Annotated in this window: 22 protein-coding genes; 18 read left to right on the forward strand and 4 right to left on the reverse strand. The window is 70.3% G+C overall.

What is annotated here, in order from left to right; translation table 11 throughout:
- The first annotated feature begins 2 nt into the window (after positions 1–2).
- A complete protein-coding gene (locus tag ACWFR4_RS33680) occupies positions 3–1958 on the forward strand; it encodes an oxidoreductase (protein WP_453655889.1) in 1956 nt (651 codons plus the stop codon).
- Between the two features lie 161 nt (positions 1959–2119).
- Here ACWFR4_RS33680 and ACWFR4_RS33685 read toward each other — a convergent pair whose 3' ends face one another.
- The gene (locus ACWFR4_RS33685; RefSeq protein WP_453655890.1) at positions 2120–2932 is read right to left on the reverse strand and encodes an HAD family hydrolase; all 813 of its coding nucleotides are present in this window, start codon (positions 2930–2932) and stop codon (positions 2120–2122) included.
- Positions 2933–3128: 196 nt separating this feature from the next.
- Between ACWFR4_RS33685 and ACWFR4_RS33690 the strand changes: the two genes are divergently transcribed.
- Positions 3129–3284 (forward strand): GMC oxidoreductase, encoded by a 156-nt coding sequence (locus ACWFR4_RS33690; protein ID WP_453655891.1) that lies wholly within the window; start codon positions 3129–3131, stop codon positions 3282–3284.
- Positions 3285–3354: 70 nt separating this feature from the next.
- On the opposite strand, the gene ACWFR4_RS33695 is transcribed toward ACWFR4_RS33690, so the two are convergent.
- The 3 genes from ACWFR4_RS33695 to icmF all read right to left on the reverse strand — a co-directional run bounded on the left by ACWFR4_RS33695 (position 3355) and on the right by icmF (position 9243).
- Positions 3355–4218, reverse strand: coding sequence for a 3-hydroxybutyryl-CoA dehydrogenase (locus ACWFR4_RS33695; RefSeq protein ID WP_453655892.1), 864 nt, complete (start codon positions 4216–4218; stop codon positions 3355–3357).
- 25 nt (positions 4219–4243) lie between these two features.
- Complete coding sequence (locus tag ACWFR4_RS33700) at positions 4244–5917, reverse strand: AMP-binding protein (RefSeq protein WP_453655893.1); 1674 nt, start codon at positions 5915–5917, stop codon at positions 4244–4246.
- 77 nt (positions 5918–5994) lie between these two features.
- Positions 5995–9243 (reverse strand): fused isobutyryl-CoA mutase/GTPase IcmF, encoded by a 3249-nt coding sequence (gene icmF, locus ACWFR4_RS33705; protein ID WP_453655894.1) that lies wholly within the window; start codon positions 9241–9243, stop codon positions 5995–5997.
- 165 nt (positions 9244–9408) lie between these two features.
- Here icmF and ACWFR4_RS33710 point away from each other — a divergent pair, with 165 nt between their 5' ends.
- The 16 genes from ACWFR4_RS33710 to ACWFR4_RS33785 all read left to right on the forward strand — a co-directional run bounded on the left by ACWFR4_RS33710 (position 9409) and on the right by ACWFR4_RS33785 (position 23415).
- Positions 9409–10461 carry a 2,3-butanediol dehydrogenase gene (locus ACWFR4_RS33710; RefSeq protein WP_453466426.1) on the forward strand — a complete coding sequence of 351 codons (1053 nt, stop codon included), beginning with the start codon at positions 9409–9411 and terminating at the stop codon, positions 10459–10461.
- A gap of 119 nt (positions 10462–10580) precedes the next feature.
- Positions 10581–11369 carry an enoyl-CoA hydratase/isomerase family protein gene (locus tag ACWFR4_RS33715; RefSeq protein WP_453655895.1) on the forward strand — a complete coding sequence of 263 codons (789 nt, stop codon included), beginning with the start codon at positions 10581–10583 and terminating at the stop codon, positions 11367–11369.
- Positions 11370–11374: 5 nt separating this feature from the next.
- On the forward strand, positions 11375–11755 hold the full coding sequence (locus ACWFR4_RS33720; RefSeq protein ID WP_453466429.1) for a Zn-ribbon domain-containing OB-fold protein: 381 nt from the start codon (positions 11375–11377) through the stop codon (positions 11753–11755).
- Complete coding sequence (locus ACWFR4_RS33725) at positions 11752–12900, forward strand: thiolase family protein (protein ID WP_453655896.1); 1149 nt, start codon at positions 11752–11754, stop codon at positions 12898–12900. The genes ACWFR4_RS33720 and ACWFR4_RS33725 overlap by 4 nt, the downstream gene beginning before the upstream one ends.
- Positions 12901–12917: 17 nt before the next feature.
- The gene (locus tag ACWFR4_RS33730) at positions 12918–14120 is read left to right on the forward strand and encodes an acyl-CoA dehydrogenase family protein (protein ID WP_453655897.1); all 1203 of its coding nucleotides are present in this window, start codon (positions 12918–12920) and stop codon (positions 14118–14120) included.
- A complete protein-coding gene (locus ACWFR4_RS33735) occupies positions 14117–15091 on the forward strand; it encodes a phosphotransferase family protein (RefSeq protein ID WP_453655898.1) in 975 nt (324 codons plus the stop codon). The genes ACWFR4_RS33730 and ACWFR4_RS33735 overlap by 4 nt, the downstream gene beginning before the upstream one ends.
- A 213-nt stretch (positions 15092–15304) precedes the next feature.
- Positions 15305–16570, forward strand: coding sequence for an acyl-CoA dehydrogenase family protein (locus ACWFR4_RS33740; RefSeq protein ID WP_453655899.1), 1266 nt, complete (start codon positions 15305–15307; stop codon positions 16568–16570).
- Entirely contained in the window at positions 16567–17343 is a 777-nt protein-coding gene (locus ACWFR4_RS33745) for an SDR family oxidoreductase (protein WP_453466438.1), read from the forward strand. The genes ACWFR4_RS33740 and ACWFR4_RS33745 overlap by 4 nt, the downstream gene beginning before the upstream one ends.
- Positions 17340–18131, forward strand: coding sequence for an SDR family NAD(P)-dependent oxidoreductase (locus ACWFR4_RS33750; protein ID WP_453655900.1), 792 nt, complete (start codon positions 17340–17342; stop codon positions 18129–18131). The genes ACWFR4_RS33745 and ACWFR4_RS33750 overlap by 4 nt, the downstream gene beginning before the upstream one ends.
- Positions 18128–18922 carry an enoyl-CoA hydratase/isomerase family protein gene (locus ACWFR4_RS33755; protein ID WP_453655901.1) on the forward strand — a complete coding sequence of 265 codons (795 nt, stop codon included), beginning with the start codon at positions 18128–18130 and terminating at the stop codon, positions 18920–18922. Before ACWFR4_RS33750 ends, ACWFR4_RS33755 begins: the two co-directional genes overlap by 4 nt.
- Positions 18923–18969: 47 nt before the next feature.
- Positions 18970–20118 (forward strand): acetyl-CoA C-acetyltransferase, encoded by a 1149-nt coding sequence (locus ACWFR4_RS33760; RefSeq protein ID WP_453655902.1) that lies wholly within the window; start codon positions 18970–18972, stop codon positions 20116–20118.
- Between the two features lie 79 nt (positions 20119–20197).
- The gene (locus tag ACWFR4_RS33765) at positions 20198–20818 is read left to right on the forward strand and encodes a TetR/AcrR family transcriptional regulator (protein ID WP_453466445.1); all 621 of its coding nucleotides are present in this window, start codon (positions 20198–20200) and stop codon (positions 20816–20818) included.
- A 206-nt stretch (positions 20819–21024) separates the two neighbouring features.
- Complete coding sequence (locus tag ACWFR4_RS33770; RefSeq protein ID WP_453467045.1) at positions 21025–22215, forward strand: ABC transporter substrate-binding protein; 1191 nt, start codon at positions 21025–21027, stop codon at positions 22213–22215.
- 48 nt (positions 22216–22263) lie between these two features.
- Positions 22264–22623 carry a nuclear transport factor 2 family protein gene (locus tag ACWFR4_RS33775; protein WP_453655903.1) on the forward strand — a complete coding sequence of 120 codons (360 nt, stop codon included), beginning with the start codon at positions 22264–22266 and terminating at the stop codon, positions 22621–22623.
- A gap of 42 nt (positions 22624–22665) precedes the next feature.
- Positions 22666–23055: a hypothetical protein gene (locus ACWFR4_RS33780; protein ID WP_453655904.1), complete on the forward strand. Its 390-nt coding sequence runs from the start codon at positions 22666–22668 to the stop codon at positions 23053–23055.
- Between the two features lie 39 nt (positions 23056–23094).
- Complete coding sequence (locus ACWFR4_RS33785; protein ID WP_453467051.1) at positions 23095–23415, forward strand: EthD domain-containing protein; 321 nt, start codon at positions 23095–23097, stop codon at positions 23413–23415.
- The last annotated feature ends 34 nt before the right edge of the window (positions 23416–23449 follow it).

Consider the following 23449-nt stretch of genomic DNA (forward strand, 5'->3'; position numbering starts at 1 on the left):
ACATGACCGAACAAGACACACCCACACTCAGCCTCGCCCACCCGTTCACGCTCGGCGGGCACACCCTTCGCAACCGCCTCGTCGCCACCGCGCACGCCACCGCGGCCGTCGCCGACGGCGCCCCCACCGACGCCGACACGGCCTACTGGCGACGCCTCGCACAGGGCGGCGCGGGCCTGGTCATCACCGGCGGAACCGCCGTTTCCCCGGAATCGACCCTGCCGCAGCGGTACTTGACCGAGGCATGGCGCCCCGAGACCAAGGACGCCGTGCGCCGCCGAGCCGAAGCCATCACCGACGGCGGCGCCGTGGCCATAGCCCAGCTCGTTCACCTGGGCCGCGAGACCCTCGGCGCGGGCACGTACTACGCGCCGGTCTCCGCGGCCGCAGTCCGCTCACCCCGCGAGGCGAGCGCACCTCACCCCCTGAGCGTCGAAGAAGTACGCCGTGTGGTCGACGCGTTCCGCATCTCGGCGGCCAACAGCGTGCAGGCCGGCTTCCACGGCGTCGAACTGCACGCGGGCCACGGCTACCTGCTCGCCCAGTTCCTCTCCAGCGTCAACAACACCCGCACCGACGAGTACGGCGACCGCATCACCCTGCTCGCCCAGATGATCGACGCGATCCGCGGCGAGATCGGTGAACTCCCCATCGGGGTACGGGTGTCGACGGAACCGGGCGAGGACTCCGGGCTCGGCCTCGACGACCTGGCCGAACTGTTGCCGCGCCTTTGCGCCGCCTCGCCCTTCTCGTACGTCAATGTCACCACCGGCGTCCGCAACACCTACGTCCCCGGCATGGCCACCACCCGCCCGCCTCTCCTTGAATCCGTGGCCCGGCTGCGCGCCGCGGTCGCGCTGCCGCTGCTCGTCAGCCAGGGATTCCGGTCGGTGGCCGACATCGAAGGGGCGCTGCGCGCGGGAGCCGATCTGGTCGGCATGGCGCGGCCGTTCATCGCCGACCCCGACTTCGCCCGCAAAGTGATCGCGGGCGACGAGCGTTCCGTACGTCCTTGCACCGGCTGCAACGAGGGCTGCCGGACGTTCGAACCCACCGGGTCGTGCTCGGTGAACCCCGAACTCGGCCCGCCAGAAGCCGAGTTCCGCCCCGCCGTGCCCCTGCGGCTCACCCCCTTGCAGATCGACCGCGCCGGCCCCGTGGCCGTGATCGGGGCTGGCCCCGCCGGCATGGAGTGCGCGATGACGCTCGCCCGCACCGGCGCCGAAGTCGTCGTCTTCGACACCGCACCGGAAGTCGGAGGCCAGGCCCGCATCGCAGCCCGCGCCGCGCACCGCTCGGGCTGGCAGAAGATCGTCGACCACCAGCGCGACCAGCTCGCCTACCTCGGCGCCCGCGTCGTGCTGGGGACGACGCCGACGCCCGCCGAACTCGCGCGGTACTCCAGGATCGTCCTCGCCACCGGCGCCCGGGAGGCGGCCGTGCCCGTACCCGGGGAACTGCGGACCCTCACCAGCACGGACTTCCTCCACCGGTATGCCGACCTCGTACCGGACGCCCCCAGGGTCGCCGTCCTCGACGACGGCTTCGGCTGGTGGCAGGGCATCAGCGCCGTGGAGAGCGCGCTGGCGGCCGGGGCCCGTGAGGTCACCCTCATCACGCCCGGCCACGGATTCGCGACCGGTCTGTCGCCGGAGAACCGCACCCAGTTGATGAACCGGCTCACCGGAGCGCCGCTGCGCGTCGTCGTGATGAACACCGTCACGGCGACGACCGCCGACGGGCTGCGACTGCGGCACGTCATGGACGGCCATGAATCGACCCTGGCCGCGGACCTCTTGGTGACCGTCGGCGAACGCCTCCCGCACCGGCCCGACATCACGCCGGCCGACGGCCAGAGTGTCCACGCCGTCGGTGACTGTGTCGTACCGCGCCGCATCGCCCACGCCATCGCGGAAGGGCGGGCGGCGGCGGAGGCCGTCGGGACCCAATCTCTGTAGGAGAAAGGACTTTCGCAGCAAACGCTGGATCAGCGCTGCCGGTACTGCCGCCTTCGGACGGACGGCTCTCCGGCGTCGGCGCTTGCACTCGCGTGTCAAGGCCATCGATGAGAAGACCTGACTCCTCGCATGCAAACCACGCTGAGGTTCGCGAGAGCCGGTCAGGCGTTCGTACGTGACAGGTGGTCGGGGAGGTCGGTGAGCCGTTCGATACGGAGCACCGTCTCATCTGACCTCTGCGATGGTCCACCGGTGACGAAGTCGACGCCGCGGTCCAACCAGATGCCGGTGAGCCCGGCGAGGGCGGCCGCGTTCACGTCGCTTTCCAGCATGTCGCCCACGTTGACCGCCTGCGCGGGGTCCGTCCGCATCCACCGGCAGGCTGTGGCGTAGGCGACGGGCTTGGCCACACCGAGCTCGGTCGGGGTCAGGACGGCTTCGAAGTATTCCAGGAGGCCGAAGCGGGCGAGCTTGGCGCGCTGCTGCTCAGGATCCCCGTTGGTGAGAACGGCCAGACGCGGTCCTCGGGAAAGCCGTTTCAGCTTCTCCAGGCAGGGCTGGACATCGGGATAGCACCGCCAAGCCTCCTCGAACACGGTGAGGTAGCGCTCGGCGATCCAGGCGTCCAGAAGGCCGGGGCTTTCCGGAACCGGCTCGCCGAGCATCGGCAGGAAGGAACGGAGCCTGCGTCGGTGATGCTCAGCGAAGGAGCACTGACCGGCCAGGTATTCCCGCATGTGGCGCCCCTCGAGCGTCCACCACAACGTCACCAGCTCCTCCGGCGGAGCCGTCGCGTTCGGCGCATCCTGGACGATCTGGCCGATCGCTTCCCAGACCGCGCTTCGATGATCGACCAGGGTGCCGTCCAGATCGAAGAAAACCACATCCGCCATAGGTTGATCATCTCGTGACACTTGTCCCCGACCCCAGAGGGATCGCAGCACCTTGGCCCCCGGTCCGGCGGACCACGCCACCTGAGGGGCTCAATCCGCCAACTGAAGTGCCGACCACAGAGCCTGCGCCGAAGAGGGTGCCATCGTCTGCCGACACTCGCGACCGTGATCACGAACCCGCAGGTGGGCAGTGTCGGTAGCGCGCGTCAGAAATCAGCGTCGGAGAAACCTACTGTCACGCCGTCGGCACCTGCCTCATGGGCGGCGAGGGCACCCCATGGCGGTCGTCGATCAGATGGGCAAAGTGCATGGCGTCGACGGGCTGTACGTCGTCGACGCGTCGATCATGCCGGACATCCCGGCGGAGCCGACCAACACCACCGTGATGATGACGGCCGAGCGCTGCGCGGACGAACTGCGCCGGAACGCCTGACCGTCGACGGTACGCACCCCCACGGCACGGCCGGCCGCCGAACCCTGGCGGCCGGCCGTGCCGTTCGCGCTCAGCTGTCGTACGGGTAGAAGCCGCGCCCGCTCTTACGCCCCAGATGCCCGGCCGCCACCATCCGCTGGAGCAGCGGGGGAGCGGCGTACAAGGGCTCCTTGAACTCCTCGTACATCGACTCGGCCACCGCCTGCGCCGTGTCCAGGCCGATCAGGTCGAGCAGTCGCAGCGGGCCCATCGGGTGGGCGCAGCCCAGTTCCATGCCGTGGTCGATGTCCTCGGGGTGGGCCGCGCCGGACTCCACCATGCGGATCGCGGCGAGCAGATACGGCACCAGCAGCGCGTTGACCACGAACCCTGAACGGTCGGGCGCATGGATGACCTCCTTGCCGAGCAGCTCGGTGGCGAACGCGCGGGCGCGGGTCACTGTGTCCGCGCTGGTGGTCAGAGCGGGGATCACCTCGACGAGCTTTTGTACCGGTACGGGGTTGAAGAAGTGCAGGCCGACGACATGGGAGGAGCGGCCGGTGGCGACGGCGAGGTCGACGACGGGGATCGAGGAGGTGTTGGTGGCGAGGACGGCGTCGGGGTCGGCGATCACCTTGTCCAGTTGGCGGAAGATGTCGAGCTTGACCTCCCGGTTCTCGGCGACGGCCTCGATGACGAACTGCCGGTCGGCCAGCTCGCCGAGATCGTGGGTGAAGGACAGCCGGGCCAGGGCCCGGTCGCGCTCGGCCTCGGTGAGCTTGCCGCGCCGCAGTCCGCGGTCCAGGGACGCGACAAGGCGGGTCCGGCCCGCGACGGCGAGCTCGGGCGTCGACTCGGCGACGGTGACGTCGAGGCCGCGCAATGCGGCGACTTCGGCGACGCCGGAGCCCATGAGCCCGCAGCCGACGACGCCCAGGCGGGAGATGTCAGTCATGAAGATCTTTTCTGAAGGAGGGACTTCACCGTTCATGGACGCCAAGGACGGTCATGCCCGCGACGTTCCGCGAGGCCGTTCCTCGATCGCGCAGCCACTCCCGGAGAGCGAACTTCTTGATCTTGCCGCTGGCCGTGTACGGCAGGGAGTCGACGACGAACAGGCTCTCGGGGATCTTCTGCGTGGCCACCTCACGGACGGTCAGGTGCGCGCCGATGTCCTGCAGGGTGAGTTCTCGCTCCCCGCCGGTCACGACGAACGCGCAGGCCCGCTCCCCGGTGCGGTCGTCGGGCCCGGCGACGACGGCGACCTCGGCGACGGCGGGATGCTCGCGCAAGAGGTTCTCCACCTCGTGGACGCTGATCTTCTCGCCCGAACGGTTGACGACGTCCTTGATGCGGCCCTTGATGTGGAGGGCGCCGTGTTCGTCGAACCGGGCCAGGTCGCCGCTGCGGAACCAGCCGTCCGGGGTGAACGCGGCCTCGTTCAGCCGCTCGTCGAGATAGCCGAGGCAGGTGTCGGGACCACGCCAGAGCACTTCGCCGAGGACGCCCGGCGGGGCCGTCCCGCCCGCCCCGTCCGAGACCACGACTTCGGTCGGGACGAGGGGCGTGCCGTCGGTACGGCTACGGACCCAGGCCGGGTCCCAGCGGTCGGCCGCGGTCACCGAGGGGCCCTCGGTCGCCCCGTACATGCGGGTCACCACACCGAGGCGATCCGCGGACCGACGTGTGAGGTCGTCGGGGATGGCCGCGCCGCCGCAGACGACGTATCGGAGTGTCGGCGCCGTCACGTCCGCGGCCTCGGCGGCGGCGAGCAGGCCCGTCAGGAAGGGCGTTGAGAAGATCGAGAAGCTCGCCCTGTTCCCGGTGATCCGGCGCAGCGCGAGCACCGGGTCCCACAGGTCCTGGAGGACCACGGGGGCGCCGAGCAGGAAGGGCAGTACGAGGGCGCAGTTGACCCCGGTGATGTGGGTGACCGGGGAGGGGTTGAAGATCACGTCCCGCTCGTTGAGAGCGAATTGGTCGATCATCGAGAAGTTCTCGAAGACCAGGGTGTTGTGGCTGTGCAGCACTCCTTTGGGGTCGGCGGTCGTGCCGGAGGTGTAGAGCAGCAGGCAGACCTGGTCGGGGTCCGGCTCGGGCAGTGCGTCCACCGCAGCCTCGGGATCAGGTCCCGCTGAGCCGAGGAGCGTCTCCCACGACGACGCTCCGTCGTCCGCGTCGCCGCCGACGACCACCACCTCCCGTAGTTCGGGGAGGTCGTCGCGCAGGCGCCGGTAGAGGTCCGGATAGTCGAAGTCCCGGTAGCGGCCCGGTACGAACGCCATCTTTGTTCGCGCCTGGCGCAGGATGAAGCGGAGCTCATGGCCCCGGTAGATCGGCACGATCGGATGGGCGACGGCGCCCACCTTCATGATCGCCTGGACGAGCACCACGGCCTCGGCCCGGTTGGGCAGTTGGAACGACACGACGTCGTCCTGGCCGATCCCACGGGCGTGCAGGGCGGCGGCCAGCGCCGTCGCCTGCCGGTCGACGTCGGCGAACGTCAGGCGCCGGTCACCGTCGACCACGGCGAGGGCGTCCGGCCACAGGGCGGCCGCGCGGCGCAGATACCCGGCGACCGGGCGGTCCCGCCAGTCTCCGCGGGCGCGGTACCGGGCGGCGAGTTCGGCCGTGGGCGGACGCGTCGGCCGCATGGATGCCTCCTGGGTTGGCTGTCTCTGGTCGGTCGGCCGGCTGCGGACGATCCGGCGTCCGGCTTGTGCACGGTGTGTCAGACGTTGCGCCGGTACGCGCCGCCCACCTCGAAGAACGCCTCGGTGATCTGCTGCAGCGAGCAGACGCGCGCGGCCTCCATCAGCACGGCGAACACGTTCTCCCCGCCGGTCGCGGCACGCCTGAGGTCGGCAAGGGCGGTGCGCGCCGCGTCCTCGTGACGGGTCTGGAAGTGGTGGACGCGGGTGAGTTGGGACTCCTTCTCCCGCTCGGTGGCGCGCGCCAGCTCGACCGTGGCCGGGGCCGTGTCCTCGGCGTGCGGCTTGCGGAAGGTGTTGACGCCGATGACGGGCAGCGTTCCGTCGTGCTTGCGCTCCTCGTACAGCATCGACTCGTCCTGGATACGGCCCCGTTGGTAGCCCGTTTCCATCGCGCCGAGCACGCCTCCGCGCTCGCTGATCCGCTCGAACTCGGTGAGGACCGCCTCCTCCAGGAGGTCGGTGAGCTCGTCGATGATGTACGAGCCCTGCAGCGGGTTCTCGTTCATCGCGAGCCCCCACTCGCGGTTGATGATCAGCTGGATGGCGAGCGCCCGCCGCACGGAGTCCTCGGTCGGGGTGGTCACCGCCTCGTCGTAGGCGTTGGTGTGCAGGCTGTTGCAGTTGTCGTAGAGCGCGATCAGCGCCTGCAGGGTGGTGCGGATGTCGTTGAAGTCCATCTCCTGGGCGTGCAGGGAGCGGCCCGAGGTCTGGACGTGGTACTTGAGCTTCTGGCTGCGCTCGTTGGCTCCGTAGCGGTCGCGCATCGCCACCGCCCAGATGCGCCGGGCCACCCGGCCGAGCACCGAGTACTCCGGGTCCATGCCGTTGGAGAAGAAGAACGACAGGTTCGGCGCGAAGTCGTCGATGTCCATGCCGCGCGCCAGGTACGACTCGACGTAGGTGAATCCGTTGGCGAGCGTGAACGCGAGCTGGCTGATGGGGTTCGCGCCGGCCTCGGCGATGTGGTAGCCGGAGATGGAGACCGAGTAGAAGTTGCGTACGTCCTGCTCGATGAACCACTCCTGGATGTCGCCCATCATGCGCAGGCTGAACTCCGTGGAGAACAGGCAGGTGTTCTGCCCCTGGTCCTCCTTGAGGATGTCGGCCTGCACGGTGCCGCGCACGCTGCTCAGCACATGGGCCCGGATCTCCCTCGCCCGTTCGGCGTCGGGCGCGTGGCCGTGTTCGGCGGTGTACGCGTCGAGTCGTTGGTCGACGGCCGTGTTCAGGAAGAACGCGAGGATCGTCGGCGCGGGCCCGTTGATCGTCATGGAGACGGAGGTGGTCGGCGCGACCAGGTCGAACCCCTCGTACAGCGCCTTCATGTCCTCCAGCGTCGCCACCGAGACACCGGAGGTGCCGACCTTGCCGTAGATGTCGGGGCGCCGGTCGGGATCGCGTCCGTAGAGGGTGACGGAGTCGAAGGCAGTGGACAGACGCGTCGCCTCGGCCCCCTGGGACAGCAGCTTGAAGCGGCGGTTGGTACGGAACGGATCGCCTTCCCCGGCGAACATCCGCGCCGGATCCTCGCCCTCCCGCTTGAAGGGAAACACTCCGGCCGTGAAGGGGAACGAGCCCGGCAGGTTCTCCGCCCGCAGATACCGCAGCAGCTCCCCGTGGTCGGTGTACCGCGGCAGTGCGACGCGGGGGATCCGGCTGCCCGACAGCGACTCGCGCACCAGAGCCGTGCGCATCTCCCGGTCGCGTACGCAGACCACCCACTCGTCACCGGAGTAGGCCTGTACGGTCCCGGGCCACTGCTCCAGGGCGCGGCGCGCGTCGTCGTCGAGTCGCTTCCGTGCCGCGGCGAGCAGATGGTCGACATCGGCCGTCGGTGCCTGGACTGCCGCCAACTCCGCGCGGACGGCGGTCAGTTGCTGGAGTCGGCGGGCGGCCTCGGTCTGGTCGAGGGTGTGCGCATGGTACGTACGCACCGTCTCGGTGATGTCGGCCAGATAGCGCGCCCGCTGCGGCGGCACGATCTGCGCCGCGCCGCTGGAATGGCGTACGGACACCGCGGGCAGCGCCCCGGCGCCGACCGGCAGGCCGCGTTCGGCGAGCAGCGTGCGCAGATGCTGGTAGAGCGCGGTCACACCGTCGTCGTGGAAGGTGGCGGCACTGGTGCCGAACACCGGCATGTCGTCGGGCCGCGACCCGAACGCCTCACGGTTGCGGACGAGTTGGCGCCCGACGTCGCGCAGGGCGTCCGCCGCTCCGCGCCGCTCGAACTTGTTGATGGCGACGACGTCCGCGAAGTCCAGCATGTCGATCTTCTCGAGCTGCGAGGCGGCGCCGAACTCGGGCGTCATCACGTACAGCGACACATCGGCGTAGGGCACGATCGCGGCGTCGCCCTGGCCGATGCCGGGTGTCTCGACGACGACCAGGTCGTAGCCGGCCGCCTTGCACGCGGTGACCGACTCGGCAAGGCCGTCGGGGAGTTCACCGCTGCCGCGGGTCGCCAGGGAGCGGAAGAAGACGCGGTCGCCGTCCAGGGAGTTCATCCGGATGCGGTCGCCGAGCAGTGCGCCTCCGCCGCGCCGTCGCGTCGGGTCCACGGCGAGGACGGCCACCCGCAGCCCGTCTCCCTGGTCGGTGCGGAGCCTGCGGACGAGCTCGTCGGTGAGCGAGGACTTGCCCGAGCCGCCCGTGCCGGTGATGCCGAGGACCGGCACCTGGCGCGCCGCGGCCGCCTTCTCCAGCGCCCGCAGGTCCGCGGCCGGCACGGCCTTGGCGGCGGCGCCGGACAACAACCGGGCCAGCGCCGGGCGTTCACCGGCGAGCACCCGGCCGAGCTCGGCCGGTGACTCCTCCCAGGGTGCGGTGTCGCACGCCTCGATCATCGACCCGATCATCCCCGCCAGGCCGAGCCGCTGCCCGTCCTCCGGCGAGAAGATGCGCACGCCGGCCCGCGCCAGTCGCTCGACCTCCTGCGGCACGATCACGCCCCCGCCGCCGCCGAACACGCGTACATGCCCGGCACCGCGCTCCCGCAGCAGCTCCATCAGGTACTCGAAGTACTCGATGTGACCGCCCTGGTAGGAGCTGACGGCCACGCCCTGGACGTCCTCCTCCAGGGCGGCGTCCACCACCTCGCCGACGGAGCGGTTGTGCCCGAGGTGGATCACTTCCACGCCCTGGGCCTGCAGGATGCGCCGCATGATGTTGATCGACGCGTCATGGCCGTCGAAGAGGCTCGAAGCGGTCACGAAGCGGACGGGATGCTGTGCGCGGTACGGCCGCGCTGCCGCGTCGCCGGCGGACATGGGCACTCCAGACTGCCCCTCCCGCGGCGGCAGGGGCGGATACGGGTGGGCGGACGCTCTCCATAGTGAACCGAAGTAGGTGCAAGTCTCAAGGAAAATATTGAAGTCAGTTCAGTTCGGTGGCAGTGTCGAAGTGTCGTACAGGAGCGATTCCTAGGAGGAACGATGCTGGCCGCCAGGCTGTACGGAGCCAAGGATCTGCGGATCGAGGACATGCCCGAACCCGAGCCGGGCCCCGGCGAGGTGAAGATCCGCGTGGTGTACGCGGGGATCTGCGGAACCGATGTGCACGAGTACTTCGAGACGCCTCGTGCCACCCACGAGCCCAACCCGCTGACCGGGGCCACCCTGCCGCAGACCCTGGGTCACGAGTTCGCCGGGACCGTGGTCGCCCGCGGAGAGGGTGTCGACCGGGTCGCGCCCGGCGACCGGGTCTGCGTCCGGCCGATCCGCACCTGCGGGGTGTGCCCGCGGTGCGCGGCCGGACTGGACCACCTGTGCGCAGCCCTTGCCGCGATCGGGGTGACCTCGCCCGGTGGTGGCCTCGCCGAGTACGTGGTCGTGCCGGCCGGGTCCGTGCACCGGCTGCCCGACGGGCTCTCGCTGGAACAGGGCGCCCTGGTCGAGCCCATGGCCGTGGCCCTGAACGCCGTGGAACGCGCCGGCGTGCACGGCGGCAGCGCGCTGGTGACGGGCGCGGGCGCGGTCGGCATGGGGGCGTTGTTCGCGCTGAAGGCGAACGGGGTCGACGACGTGCTCGTGGTGGAACCCTCGCCGTCCCGCCGGGCCGCAGCCGAGCGGCACGGCGCCCGCGTGCTCGATCCGGGAGCGGTCGACGTGGTCGATGAAGTCATGCGGCACACCGGCGGCCGGGGCGTCGACGCCGCCATCGAGTGCGCTGGTCGGCCCGACGCGCTGAACACCGCCATCCGCTCGCTCGCCGCCCGGGCGCCGGTCGTGATGGTCGCCTTGTACTCGGGCCCGGTCGCGATCGACGCCTCTGTCGTGCGCCTGGCCGAACTCGCGCTGCTCGGCTCCGAGGCGTACCCCGACGGCGTCTTCGAACGGGTCCTCGCGCACATGGCCGACGGCCGTTTCCCGACGGACGGCTGGCTGGAGCACATTCCCCTCACCGACGCCGTCGCGGGACTGCATGACGTGCGCGACGCGCGGCGGACCAAGGTGCTCGTCGACATCCCCGCGGGCAGCGGCAGCTGACCCGACGCGAAGTCGGCCTGATTCCACTGAACCAGTTTCGAAGTGGGCCTTGACAGTGGATCACCAGCTCCGCAAACTCGTAATGAATTCAGTTCAGTTTGGAACCGGAGGGATCAGAGATGGCAGTGGAAGACGAGATCCAGTTCGAGCGTGACGGTCATGTCGCCCGCGTCTGGCTCAACCGCCCGTGGAAGAAGAACTGCGTCACGGTGCAGATCCTGGACCGCCTCGACGAGATCATCACCGAGGTCGACGAGGACCCCGAGCTGCGCGTCCTGGTGTTCCGCGGCCGCGGCGGCACCTTCTGCTCGGGCTTCGACCTCGACAGCCTCAAGGCGGACTTCGTCGGCAAGTCGAACGCTATCGACGTCGCGGTCAAGTCCGCGAAGGTGTGCGACCGGCTGTACTCGATGAAGACCCCCTCGGTCGCGGTCCTGGAGGGGCACGTCACCGCGGGCGGCTTCGAGATCATGATCTCCTGCGACTTCGCGATCGCCGCGGACGACGCACAGATCGGTGACTTCCACATCCGCCGCGCGCTGTTCGGCGGAGCGGGACCGATCTACCGGGTGCCGCGCATGATCGGCATCCGCAAGACCAAGGAGCTGATGCTCACCGGCAAGCTGCTCTCCGGCATCGAGGCAACCGAGTTCGGCCTGATCAACGACCACGCGCCGACGGAGAAGCTGGACGAGACGGTCGAGGAGTTCATCTCCCACCTCACCGACAAGAGCCCGTTCACGATGTGGCTCACCAAGATGACGATCGACCGCAGCCTCGACGCCGACACCCAGTCGCTGATGGTCATGGAGCACCTCGCCGTCGGTGTGGCGCTCAACTCCGAAGACGCCAACGAAGGTGTCTCGGCGTTCCTGGAGAAGCGCGAACCCAAGTGGACGGGGCGCTGATCCGGATGACCACGCTTCCGCGGAGTCCGGCCGCCGGACTCCAGGGCTCGCACTGCTCCGGCTGCTCGGTGACCGTGTACCCCGCGGACGAGTCGTGCCCGCGCTGCGGAGGGCCGGCCGTCGCGGCGGCCCTGTCCGGCGCGGGCACGCTGTGGACCTGGACGGTGCAGCGGTACGCGCCCAAGTCACCGCCGTACAAGGAACCGCCCGGCGGCTTCGTGCCGTTCGCCCTCGGCTACGTGGAGCTGACCGAGGGCGTGCGGGTGGCCGCGGTGCTCGACGTCGACGACCTCGACGAGGTCCGGATCGGCATGCCCCTCACCGTGAGCGCAGGCGACGGGGTGCCGCGGGCCCGGCCCGTCAACACCCGAGAGGAGGCCTCATGAGTGGCGGCGACGTCCTGATCTGCGGTGCCGGACGCACCCCGTTCGGCCGGTCGGAGGCCAGTGGCCGGCAGCTGGCCGTCAGTGCGGTGGGCGCCGCGCTCGCGGACGCCGGGATCGAGTGGTCGCGGGTGCGGGCCGCGTTCGGCGGCAGTGACAGCGCCGGGCTCGCCGACACCCTGGTGGCCCAACTCGGCCTGACCGGGCTGCCGTTCGTGAATGTCAAGAACGGCTGCGCGACCGGCGGCAGCGCGCTGATCTCCGCCGTGAACGCCATCCGCTCCGGCATGGCCGACGTCGTCCTCGCCGTCGGCTTCGACAAACACCCGCGCGGCGCCTTCGACCCGCGGCCCGAGGACTGGGGCCTGGGCGAGGAGTACGGCCGCGACGGCCTGATGGTCACCACGCAGTTCTTCGGCATGAAGATCCAGCGCTATATGCACGACCACGGGATCACCCCGCACACCCTCGCGCTGATCGCCGAGAAGGCGTACCGCAACGGCGCCCGCACCCCCGAGGCCTGGCGCCGCAAGCCCGTGTCCGCCGCGGAGATCCTGGACTCCGGCATGGTCAGTGATCCGCTGACCCGCTACATGTTCTGCTCCCCGGGCGCGGGCGCCGCGGCCCTCGTGCTCTGTTCGCCCGAGGTGGCCCGGACCCTGGACGCCCCCTCGGTGACCCTGCGTTCGGCGGCGGTACGCACCCGGCGCTTCGGCTCGTTCGAGGTGTTCAGCCCCTGGATCCCCGGGGGCGCGCTGACCAGTGTCAGCCGCGACGCCTCGGCCGCCGCCTTCGAGGAGGCGGGGATCGGCCCCGGCGACGTCGACGTCTGCCAGTTGCAGGACACCGAGAGCGGCGCCGAGGTCATGCACCTGGCCGAGTGCGGCTTCTGCGAGGACGGCGAACAGGAGCGGCTGATCGCCGCCGGCACCACGGAGATCGGCGGGCCGCTGCCGGTCAACACTGACGGCGGCTGTATCGCCAACGGCGAACCCATCGGCGCGTCCGGCCTTCGCCAGGTCTACGAAGTCGTCCAGCAGTTGCGGGGAGCGGCGGGCGAACGCCAGGTGCCCGGCGCGCCCAGGGTCGGCTTCACCCATGTGTACGGCGCCCCGGGCGTGAGCGCCTGCACCGTGCTGTCCCGCTGAACGGAGGTGAGGAAGACATGACGGGAATCCCCGAACCCGAGGAGTTCCGCGCGCAGGCCCGGCAGTGGCTCGCCACGGTCGCCCGGCCGCGCGCCGCCGACGGCGCCTGGGGCAGTGGCTCCGACTCGGTCGCCGTGTTCGAGAACCGGACCGACGAGCAGGAGCGCGAGCACACCGCCCGCACCCAGGAATGGGAGCGCACCCGCTACGACCAGGGGTGGGGGGCCCTCAACTGGCAGGCGGCGTACGGGGGTCGCGGCCTGCCTGCGCACTACGAGCAGCTCTACCGCTCCGAGGAAGCGGCCTTCGACGTGCCGCACCGCACCGAGATCTTCCCTGTGACACAGCAGCTCGTCGCGCCGGCGATCGGCATCTGGGGCACGGAGGAGCAGAAGCAGCGGTGGCTGCCCCCGATGCTGCGCGCCGACGAGCTGGCCTGTCAGCTCTTCTCGGAGACCGAGGCGGGATCCGACCTGGCCGCGGTGCGCACCAAGGCGGTGCGCGACGGCGACACCTGGGTCCTCGACGGGCACAAGGTGTGGACCTCCGGGGCGACCGTCGCGACCTGGGGTGTGGCGGTGTGCCGCACCGACCCCGACGTACGCAAGCACGCGGGCATCACCGTCTTCCTCGTCCGCATGGACGCGCCGGGTGTGACCGTGCGGCCCATCCGGCAGATGACCGGGGGTGCCAGCTTCAACGAGGTCTACCTCGACGGCGTCGTCGTCCCCGACACCGACCGGCTGGGCCCGGTGGGCGAGGGCTGGCGGGTCACGCTCAGCGTGCTCGCCGCCGAACGCCTCGACTCCGGCAACCTCGGCCTGGGCAACGCCGACCGGGCCCTGGACCTGGCGCGGCACCTGCCCCGCCCCCTCACCGGCGGCGAACAGCAGCGGGCCGCGGACCTCTACGCACGCGCCCTCGTGCAGCGGCTGATCGGGCTACGGGTGACCGGTGCCCTCGTCGCCGGACGCGAACCCGGCGCGGAGGCCTCGGTCGGCAAGCTGTACGCCACCGAGACGATGCGGCGCACCAGTGATCTGGTGTCGGACCTGCTCGGCCCCTCCCTCGTCGCCGACACGGGGGAGTGGGGCACGTACGCCTGGACGGAGCATCTGCTCGGCGCGCCCGGATACAGCATCGCGGGCGGCACCGACGAGATCCAGCACACCATCCTCGCCGAGCGCGTGCTCGGCCTGCCCAAGGAGCCCGTCCGATGAGCACGGCCACCCCCGTAGCCGCACTCGCCCTGCGCGTCCGTGACCGGCTCGCGGCATGTCATCCTGGCGTGTCCGTCGGGGAGCTGGCGACGCTGCCGGGCGGACACTCCGGGCTGACGTACTCGGTCACGGCGGGCGAAGCGAAGTACGTCGTCAAGGCGGTGCCTCCGGGGCAGCGGCCGATCGGGCGCAACGACGTGCTGCGCCAGGCACGGGTGCTGCGTGCCCTCTCCGGCTCGGCCGTGCCTGTGCCGGGTGTCGCCGCCGTCGACGAGATCCAACCCGCATGGTTCGCCATGGAGTTCGCCGCCGGTGAGGCCGTCGAGCCCGTGCTCGACGAGCCCGAGGTGCCCGGCGCGACGGCGCGGGCGCGGATGCTGGACAGCGCCCGCGTCCTGCGCAAACTGCATGACACCGACGTAAAGGGACCTGCTCTGGAGGCACCCGAACCCCTGGATGCCGCCGGTGAATTGGAGCGGTGGAGCCGCACGATGCACGCCGTCCCGGCCGAACTTCGGCCGGGCGGTGAGGAGTTGCTCACGCGTTTCGCCGAGGAGGTGCCCGACGGCCTCCCGCCCGTGCTGCTGCACGGCGACTTCCGGCTCGGCAACGTGCTGTACGTCGACGAGCGCGCCGTCGCCGTCGTCGACTGGGAGATCTGGAGCGTGGGAGACCCGCGCATCGACCTCGGCTGGTTCCTGCTTTTCGCCGACCACCACAACTTCCCGCAGCTGGGGCGGGCGGTGCCCGGCCTGCCCACCGAGGCCGAACTCCTCGACGCCTACCGCGACGGCGGGCCCGAGCTGCCCGCGATGAGCTGGTTCCGGGCACTCGGCCGCATGAAGATGGCCGCGATCATGGGCCACAACCTGCGCCGGCACCGCGAGGGCAAGCACCACGACCCGGACCAGGAGCGACTGCCGCCGACCATCGCCGCGATGATCCGCACGGCGCGCGACCTCCTCGACTGACCCAAGCGGCCCCGGGGAGGTCCAGGCACGCCCCCACGCCGCCCGGCACGCACGCTCGCCGCACCGGCCAAAGGCACGAGCAGCTCCGCTACCAGGACCTACGTCCGGCACTCTCCCAGCCTTCGGCCGGGGGACCCCCAGAGCACGCACCGAACGACGCGGGAACGCACCTGGACCTCCCCGGACCCGCTCAGACCCACAACAGGAGCCATCGTGGACTTCGGATTCTCGCCGCGCGCGAGTGAACTCCAGGACCGCATGCGGTCGTTCATGGAGCAGTACGTCTTTCCCGCGGAAGCGGTGTACGACCGGCAGCTCGCCGAGGCGGACGACCCGCACGCGCTGCCGCCGGTGATGACCGAGCTGAAGGAGAAGGCCCGCGCCGAGGGCCTGTGGAACCTCTTCATGGCGCACGGCGACTGGGGCGCCGGACTCACCAACCTCGAATACGCGCCACTCATGGAGCTGGCCGGGCGCTCCATCATCGGGCCCGAGGTGTTCAACTGCTCGGCGCCCGACACCGGCAACATGGAGCTGCTCGCCCTGTACGGCACCCCAGAACAGCAACAACAGTGGCTGCGGCCCCTGCTGGACGCGGAGATCCGTTCCTGCTTCGCCATGACCGAGCCCGAGGTCGCCAGTTCCGACGCCCGCAACATCCGTACCCGCATCACGCGCGATGGCGACGAGTACGTCGTCAACGGCCGCAAGTGGTACACCTCCGGGATCCTCGACCCCGACTGCCGGCTGATCATCCTGATGGGCAAGACCGACCCGGACGCGCCCGCCTACCGGCAACAGAGCATGCTGCTCGTCCCCCGGGACACCCCGGGCGTCACCGTCCTGCGTGACCTGCCGATGTTCGGCTACACCGACCGGCTCGGCCACGGCGACGTGCTCTTCGAGAACGTCCGCGTGCCCGTGGGGAACATCCTCGGAGGCGAGGGCGAGGGGTTCGCGCTCGCGCAGGGGCGGCTCGGCCCGGGACGCATGCACTACGCGATGCGCGCCGTCGGATTCGCCGAGCGCGCCCTGCAGTTGATGTGCGAACGCGTCACCGAGCGCGAGGCCTTCGGCGGGCCACTCGCTGATCAGGGCGTGGTGCGCGAGTGGGTCGCCCGCAGCCGCATCGAGATCGAGCAACTGCGGCTCCTGGTCCTCAAGTCGGCCTGGCTGATGGACACCGTCGGCAACGCCGCCGCCCGCATGGAGGTCGCCGCGATCAAGGTGGCGGCACTGGAGGTCGCTCACCAGGTCGTCGACCGCGCGGTCCAGGCCCACGGCGCGGCCGGGGTGAGCGACGACACCGTACTGGCACGGCTGTACTCCATCACACGGGCCCTGAAGATCGCCGACGGCCCCGACGAGGTGCATCTGCGGACCGTGGCCCGCCAGGAACTCGCCCCGTACAAGAAGTACAAGAAGAAGTCCGAGACGCAGGCTCCGACGCATTCCCAGACGAAGGCAGGTGCGGCGTGAGCGCCCACACCCTCGACGGCAAGGTGGCCGTCATCACCGGCGGGTCCCGCGGCATCGGCCTCGGCATCGCCACCGCCTACCGCGCGGCCGGCGCCCACGTGGTGATCGCGGCCCGCAAAGCACCCGGACTCGACGCGGCGCGCGAGGAGTTGCTGCGCGTCAAGGGCGACGGCGACCTCCACACCGTGGTCGCCAACGCCGGTGAGCCCGACCAGGCCGAGGCCTGCATCGACGAGACCATGACCCGCTTCGGCCGGGTCGACATCCTCGTCAACAACGCGGCGACCAACCCCTACAACGGCGACCTCATCGACCTGGACCTGCCGCGCGCGGAGAAGACCGTGCGCGTCAACCAGTACGGCATGCTCGCCTGGACCCGCTACGCGTGGCGGGCCTGGATGGCCGAACACGGGGGAGCGGTCGTGAACATCGCCTCCGTCGGCGGACTGATCGTCGACCCGCACATCGGCTACTACAACGCCACCAAGGCCGCCATGCTGCACATGACCCGGCAGCTCGCCTACGAACTCGGGCCGCGGGCACGGGTGAACGCCATCGCGCCCGGCCTGATCAAGACGGAGCTGGCGCGGGCGGTGTGGGAGGTCCGCGAGCCGCTCCTCACCGCCAAGCTGCCGATGCGGCGCCTCGGCACGGTCGAGGACGTGGCGAACGCCGCCCTTTTCCTCGCCTCCGACGCCTCGTCCTGGATGACCGGCCAGACCCTCGTCCTCGACGGCGGCGCGACCGCACTGCCGATCGGGGTGGACGAATGAGCGCGCCGCCCCCCGCCGCCGAACTGTTCTCCCTGGAGGGCCGGACCGCCCTCGTCACGGGCGCCTCCGCCGGGCTCGGCGCACGGTTCGCCGCCGTCCTCGCGCAGGCGGGTGCCACCGTGTTCGCCGCCGCACGGCGCATCGACCGGCTGAAGGAGCTCGCCGACTCCGATGCGCGCATCCGCCCCGTGGCCTGCGACGTCTCGCGGGAAGCCGACCGTACGAGGCTGGTGGACACGGCGCTGGCCGCCACCGGACGCATCGACATCCTGGTCAACAACGCGGCCACGTCCGGCGAGACGCGCGCCGAGGACGAACCCCCGGACGCCTTCGCCGACGTCCTCGACGTGAACCTCACCGCACCGTTCCACCTGGCCCGCCTGATCGCCGAAGCCCCCGCCCCCGCCCCCACCAAGGGATCCCCGGCGGGCCGGAGCATTGTCAACATCTCCTCCATCCTCGGCCTGGTCTCCGCAGCGCCCCTGGGTGGCGCGAGCTACGCGGCGTCCAAGGCCGGACTGATCGGCCTGACACGGGAGTTGGCCGGGCAGTGGGGCCGCGCCGGTACCCGCGTCAACGCGCTCGCCCCGGGTTGGTTCCGCACCGAGATGACCGCGGACCTCTTCGGCGACGAGCGCTCCAGCCGCTGGGTCGACCGCAACACCCTGCTCGGGCGCGGCGGCGAGGCCCAGGAACTCGACGGCGCTCTGCTGTTCCTCGCCTCGGACGCCTCCACGTACTGCACCGGACAGGTCCTGACCGTCGACGGCGGATGGACCGCGCGATGACGGTCACCGCGGAGATCGACGACGACGGCCTCGCCCATGTCACCCTGCGCCGGGGCGAGGCCGGCAACGCCATCGGCCTGGAGACCGCGCGCGGACTCCTCGACGCGGCACGGGCCTGCGAGCGCGCGTCCGTACGAGCCGTCCTGCTCACTGCCGAAGGCAAGTCCTTCTGCGTCGGCGGCGACCTCAGGGAGTTCTCCGTACTCTCCGGCGAGGCACTGGAGAAGCACCTCATCGCGGTCACGGACGCGCTGCACGAGGCACTGCGCACGTTCGCCGCGCTCGACGCGCCGATGGTGGCCGCCGTGCAGGGCGCGGTCGCGGGCGCGGGCATCGGCCTGGCCGCGGCGGCCGATGTGACGCTCGCCGCCGACAGCGCCTCGTTCACCGCGGCGTACACCGGGATCGGCTACTCGCCGGACGCCGGAGTGAGCTGGTTCCTGCCACGTCTGCTCGGCCCCAAGCGAGCCCTTGACCTGCTGCTGACGAACCGTCGGACATCGGCCGCCGAAGCCGCCGCGCTCGGCCTGGTGAGCCGCGTCGTCCCCGCCGGACACCTGCCCGAGGAGGCCGCGCGGACGGCCGAGGTCCTGCGCCGTGGACCCACCGCCGCCTTCGGCGCCACCCGGCGGCTCGTCGCCGCCGGGCTGACGTCGCCGCTGGGCCCGCACCTGGACCGCGAGGCCCGCGCGCTCGCCGCCGCGGCCGCCTCCGACGAGGGCCGCGAGGGCGTCGCCGCCTTCCTCGGCAAGCGGACACCCGACTTCACGCGCGCCGCGTCCGGCACCTGATGCCATCCCCTGTCCCCATTGACGTCGAGAACTTCGTGGAGCCCACCATGTCGGAAGCATTCATCGTCGACGCCGTCCGCACCCCGGTCGGCCGCCGCAAGGGCACACTCAGCGGTGTACACCCCGCCGACCTCGGCGCACACGTGCTGCGCGCCCTACTGGAACGCACCGGCGTCGACCCGGCGGCCGTCGACGACGTGTACTTCGGGTGCGTCAGCCAGATAGGCGCCCAGAGCGGGAACATCGCCCGCACCGCCTGGCTGTCGGCGGGGCTGCCGCAGCACGTGCCCGGCACCACCATCGACCGGCAGTGCGGATCGTCCCAGCAGGCCGTCCACTTCGCGGCCCAGGCTGTCGGATCGGGGGCCGCCGACCTGGTGGTCGCGGGCGGGGTGGAGGTGATGAGTCTGGTGCCCATCGCCAGCCCCATGTACCTCGGTGAACAGGCGGGCCTCGGCAGCCCGTTCGCGGGCGAGGGCTGGCGCGAGAACTTCGGGGAGCAGGAGGTGTCGCAGTTCCGCGGGGCCGAGCTGATCGCCGAGAAGTGGGGTATCACCCGCGAGGACATGGAGCGGTTCGCGCTCGGCAGCCACCAGCGGGCGCTCGCCTCCCAGGCGGCCGGCGACTTCGACGACGAGATCGTGTCGGCCTTCGGGCTCACCGCTGACGAGGGCCCGCGCGCCGACACCACCCTGGAGAAGATGGCGGGCCTGAGGCCCCTCACCGAGGACGGACGGCTGACCGCCGCCGTCTCCAGCCAGATCTCGGATGGCGCCGCCGCCCTCCTGATCGCCTCCGGGGAAGCCGTGCGCCGCCACGGTCTGACCCCGCTCGCGCGGGTGCACAGCATGGCCGTGGTCGGCTCCGACCCGATCCACATGCTGACCGGCCCGATCCCCGCCACCGAGAAGGTCCTCGACCGGGCCGGTCTGACGATCGACCGGATCGACCTGATGGAGATCAACGAGGCCTTCGCCTCCGTCGTCCTCGCCTGGCAGAAGGAGATAGGTGCTCCCCACGAGCTGGTCAACGCCTTCGGCGGGGCGATCGCGCTCGGGCATCCGCTCGGCGCCACGGGCGCCCGGCTCATGACCACACTGGTTCACCAGCTGCGCAGGACCGGCGGTCGCTATGGTCTGCAGACGATGTGCGAGGGCGGCGGCATGGCGAACGCAACCGTGCTCGAACGGGGATGAGCCATTCGGTTGGCAACTGAGTTCAACTTGGGTTTACTCTCGGGTACGACCACGGTGGGTGACGGCCAGGAGAGAAGTAATGACAAGGATCGTTGAACCGGAGGCGGGACCCCGGTCCAAGCGTGCCGCCATCCTCACGGCCGCTGTGGACTGTTTCGGGGAGGCCGGCTACGAGGCCACCAAGTGGTCCACCGTGGCGGAGCGGGTCGGTATCGGCCAGACCGCCCTCTATCACTACTTCGAGTCGAAGACCCACTGCCTGCTCACGATCATGCGGCTCGAACTGGAGCGCTCGCACGACCGGTTCGTCGAGGCGACCAAGGACGTGGAGGATCCCGTCGAGGCGCTGCGGACGGCGGTCCGCGCGGCGTACGACGTCTCCCCGCACGAGGTCCTGCAGATGCGCATCCTGCAGAACCACATGGATCTGCTCTCGGGTTCCCGCAGGTCCAAGCGCGAGGAGGCCGAGCGGGTGGCGGCCCGGCAGCTGGTCCAGGTCGTCGAGAGGGACTGGACGAACCTGCTGGTGAAGGGCATGTCCCAGGGCTCCTTCCCGCTGCGGGACGCGCAGCTCCTCGGTTCGAGCGTGCTCGGCCTGATCGTCAGCGTGTGGCGGTGGTACCGGCCGTCGGGACCGACACCACTGTCGGAGATCAGCGAGCTGATCGAGGGCGCCTGCGTACGCATGGTCGCTTCCTGACGCCGATATCGATGCGGAACCGCTGAGCGGTCCCGCCCTGCGCGGCCCCCTGACGGACATCCGTCAGGGGGCCGCGCTGTTGTCTCGGGTCACCCCGACTGGAGCGTGGTTGATCGGTACGTGACCGGCCATTGCCAGGTGCGTTTCCCCGGGATTAACATCCGAACTGAATTGAACTTAACTCAGGTTGATCTGAGGGAGGGGTCATGCGACGACGCACGACTCGCGCGCTCATCGCCGCGCTGGCCGCCACGCTCGCCCTGATGGCGAACGCCTGCGGCACGGAAAGCCCCTCTGCGGGCGACGACAAGGTCATCAAAATCGGTGCGTGGTACCCGCTCACCGGCCCCCTGGCATCCTTCGGGATCCCCGAAAGGGCAGGAGCCGACGCCTACTTCAAATCGGTCAACGCGCAGGGCGGGATCAACGGCCGCAAGATCGACTGGGTCGTCAAGGACAACGCCAACGATCCGCAGCAGACCGTCCAGATCGCCCGTCGACTCGTGGACCAGGACGGGGTCGTGGCGATCGTCGCGACCAACGGCACCTCCCAGACCCAGGCCACGTTCCCCTTCGTCCTCGAGCAGTCGAAGGTGCCGGTCCTCAACACGCTCGGCGGCGACGCGTCCTGGTACGAGCCGGCCCGCGACGGGCTGTTCGGTCTGCAGACGCTGTACGAGGACCAGGCCGCCGCCCTCGGACAGTGGGTGGTGCGGGACGGCGCCAAGAAGGTGGTCGTCGTGCACAGTGATCCGGCGGCGTTCGTGAACGTGGGCAAGCAGATCGAGCCCGCCGCCCGCAAGGCCGATCCGTCGGTACAGGTGAAACGGCTGACGGTGAAATACCAGACCACCGACTACAGCCCGGTGATCAGCAAGGTCAAGGCCCAGAAGCCCGACGCCGTCGTGCTGATCCTCACCGCCGCCGAGACCGCCTCCTACCTCAAGGAGGCGCGGCTCCAGCGGCTCACCGCCCCGGTGTACGGCTACGCGCCCGTGGCGGCACAGGCCACGCTGACGCTGGCCGGCAATGCGGCCGAAGGGCTCAAGGCGCTGCAGCTGGTCAAGTCGCCGCATGACGACGACCCGGCCATCAAGGAGTTCCGCACGGCGATGGCGAAGTACGAGCGGGGGCGGCCGGCCGACTTCATCGCCCTGTGGGGCTGGGAAGCGGCCAAGGCCTTCGTGGAGATAGCCAAGACCATCGACGGGCCGGTCACCAGCGAGTCGCTGACCCGGGCCTTCGCGAACGCGCGCCACGTCGACACGGGCGTCGGGCCGGTCCTCGACTTCAGTGCCGGCCGCCACCTCGGCACCCGTGACCTGCAAAAGGTCGTCGTCAAGAACGGCCGCTGGGAGTCGCAGGGCGACTTCTTCACCCCGGCGACCCGCGACTGACATCCCTCGTGTCGCGCACGGCTCCCACCCTCAACGAGAGGACCACCCATGGCCGACGTACTGCTCGCTTACATGGCACGCATGGACAGCGAGGACCCCGAGCAGGCGCTCGACCTCCTCGAACCGGACTTCCGCTACCTCATCGCCCTGCCGGGCCGCGAGGCGACGGGACGGTCCAAGGCGGACTTCGCCGCCTACATTGCGGGCCGCAACGCCGTGGAGAGGGAGCACAAGATCCTCCGGCACAGCTCCGACGGCGATCTGGAGACCGTGTACGGGGTCGTGACCGAGTCCGGGAAGGCCGTCGGGTCCTTCCTGTCGGCGGCCGTGGTCACGCCCGGGGGGCGGATGGCCCGCTACCAGTCGTACTTCACCACGACGTACGACCTCATCGACCTGCCGGAGTAGCCGCGTACGCGGCTACCGACACCGAGCCGAAAGGAACCCGACATGACGGAGACGACGACCGCCGCCACGGCGCCCGCCCCCTTTCTCACCGCCTGGTTCGAGATCCTCGACAGTGACACGCCGAACAGGATCCTCGATTTGATCAGTGACGACTTCGAACTCTCCATCCTGTTCTCCACTGGCGACGGCAAAGCGACCGACTTCGCCGGGGACCGCGCCGCGCTGGTCGGCTATCTGGAACAACGCGAGCGGGGAACGCGTACCCACCATCTCCTGTCCGCGACCACGCTCGGCCAGGACGAGCTCTTCCTCGGCGAGGTGCGCCGCGCAGGTGTCCCCGAGGCGAGTTTCGTCGCCGCCGGACGCGTGGACGACAAGAACCGGCTGCAGCGGCTGCTGATCGGCCGGTCGTCCGAGATCCGCTTCGAATGACCCCGTCGCCCCTCAACTGACTCTGTTTGGAGAGTGGTTATGTACAACCTCGTCCTGCTGGCAGCCCGGCCTCCGGAGTGGACGCACGAACGGTTCATCGACTGGTGGCGTGGCGACCACGCCGAACTCACCTACCGCCTTCCTGGGTTGCGCGCCTGGCGGCACACCGAGATCGACCAGGCCCTGGAGCCGCGCTCCGAGGGCTGGGACGGAATCTCCGTGCTCAGCTTCGACTCCCCGGAGGAGCTGAAGAAGGCTCTGGAGAGCCAGGAGTGGGCGGACGCCATCGCGCAGGTGGGGGACATGAAGGGACGCCGTATCGCGGTGATGGGCCATGAGGCGGAGATGTTCACCGGCTGAGGCCTGCCCGTATTTCGGCAGTACAGCACCAGGC

The sequence above is a fragment of the Streptomyces sp. NPDC055140 genome (assembly GCF_053607285.1).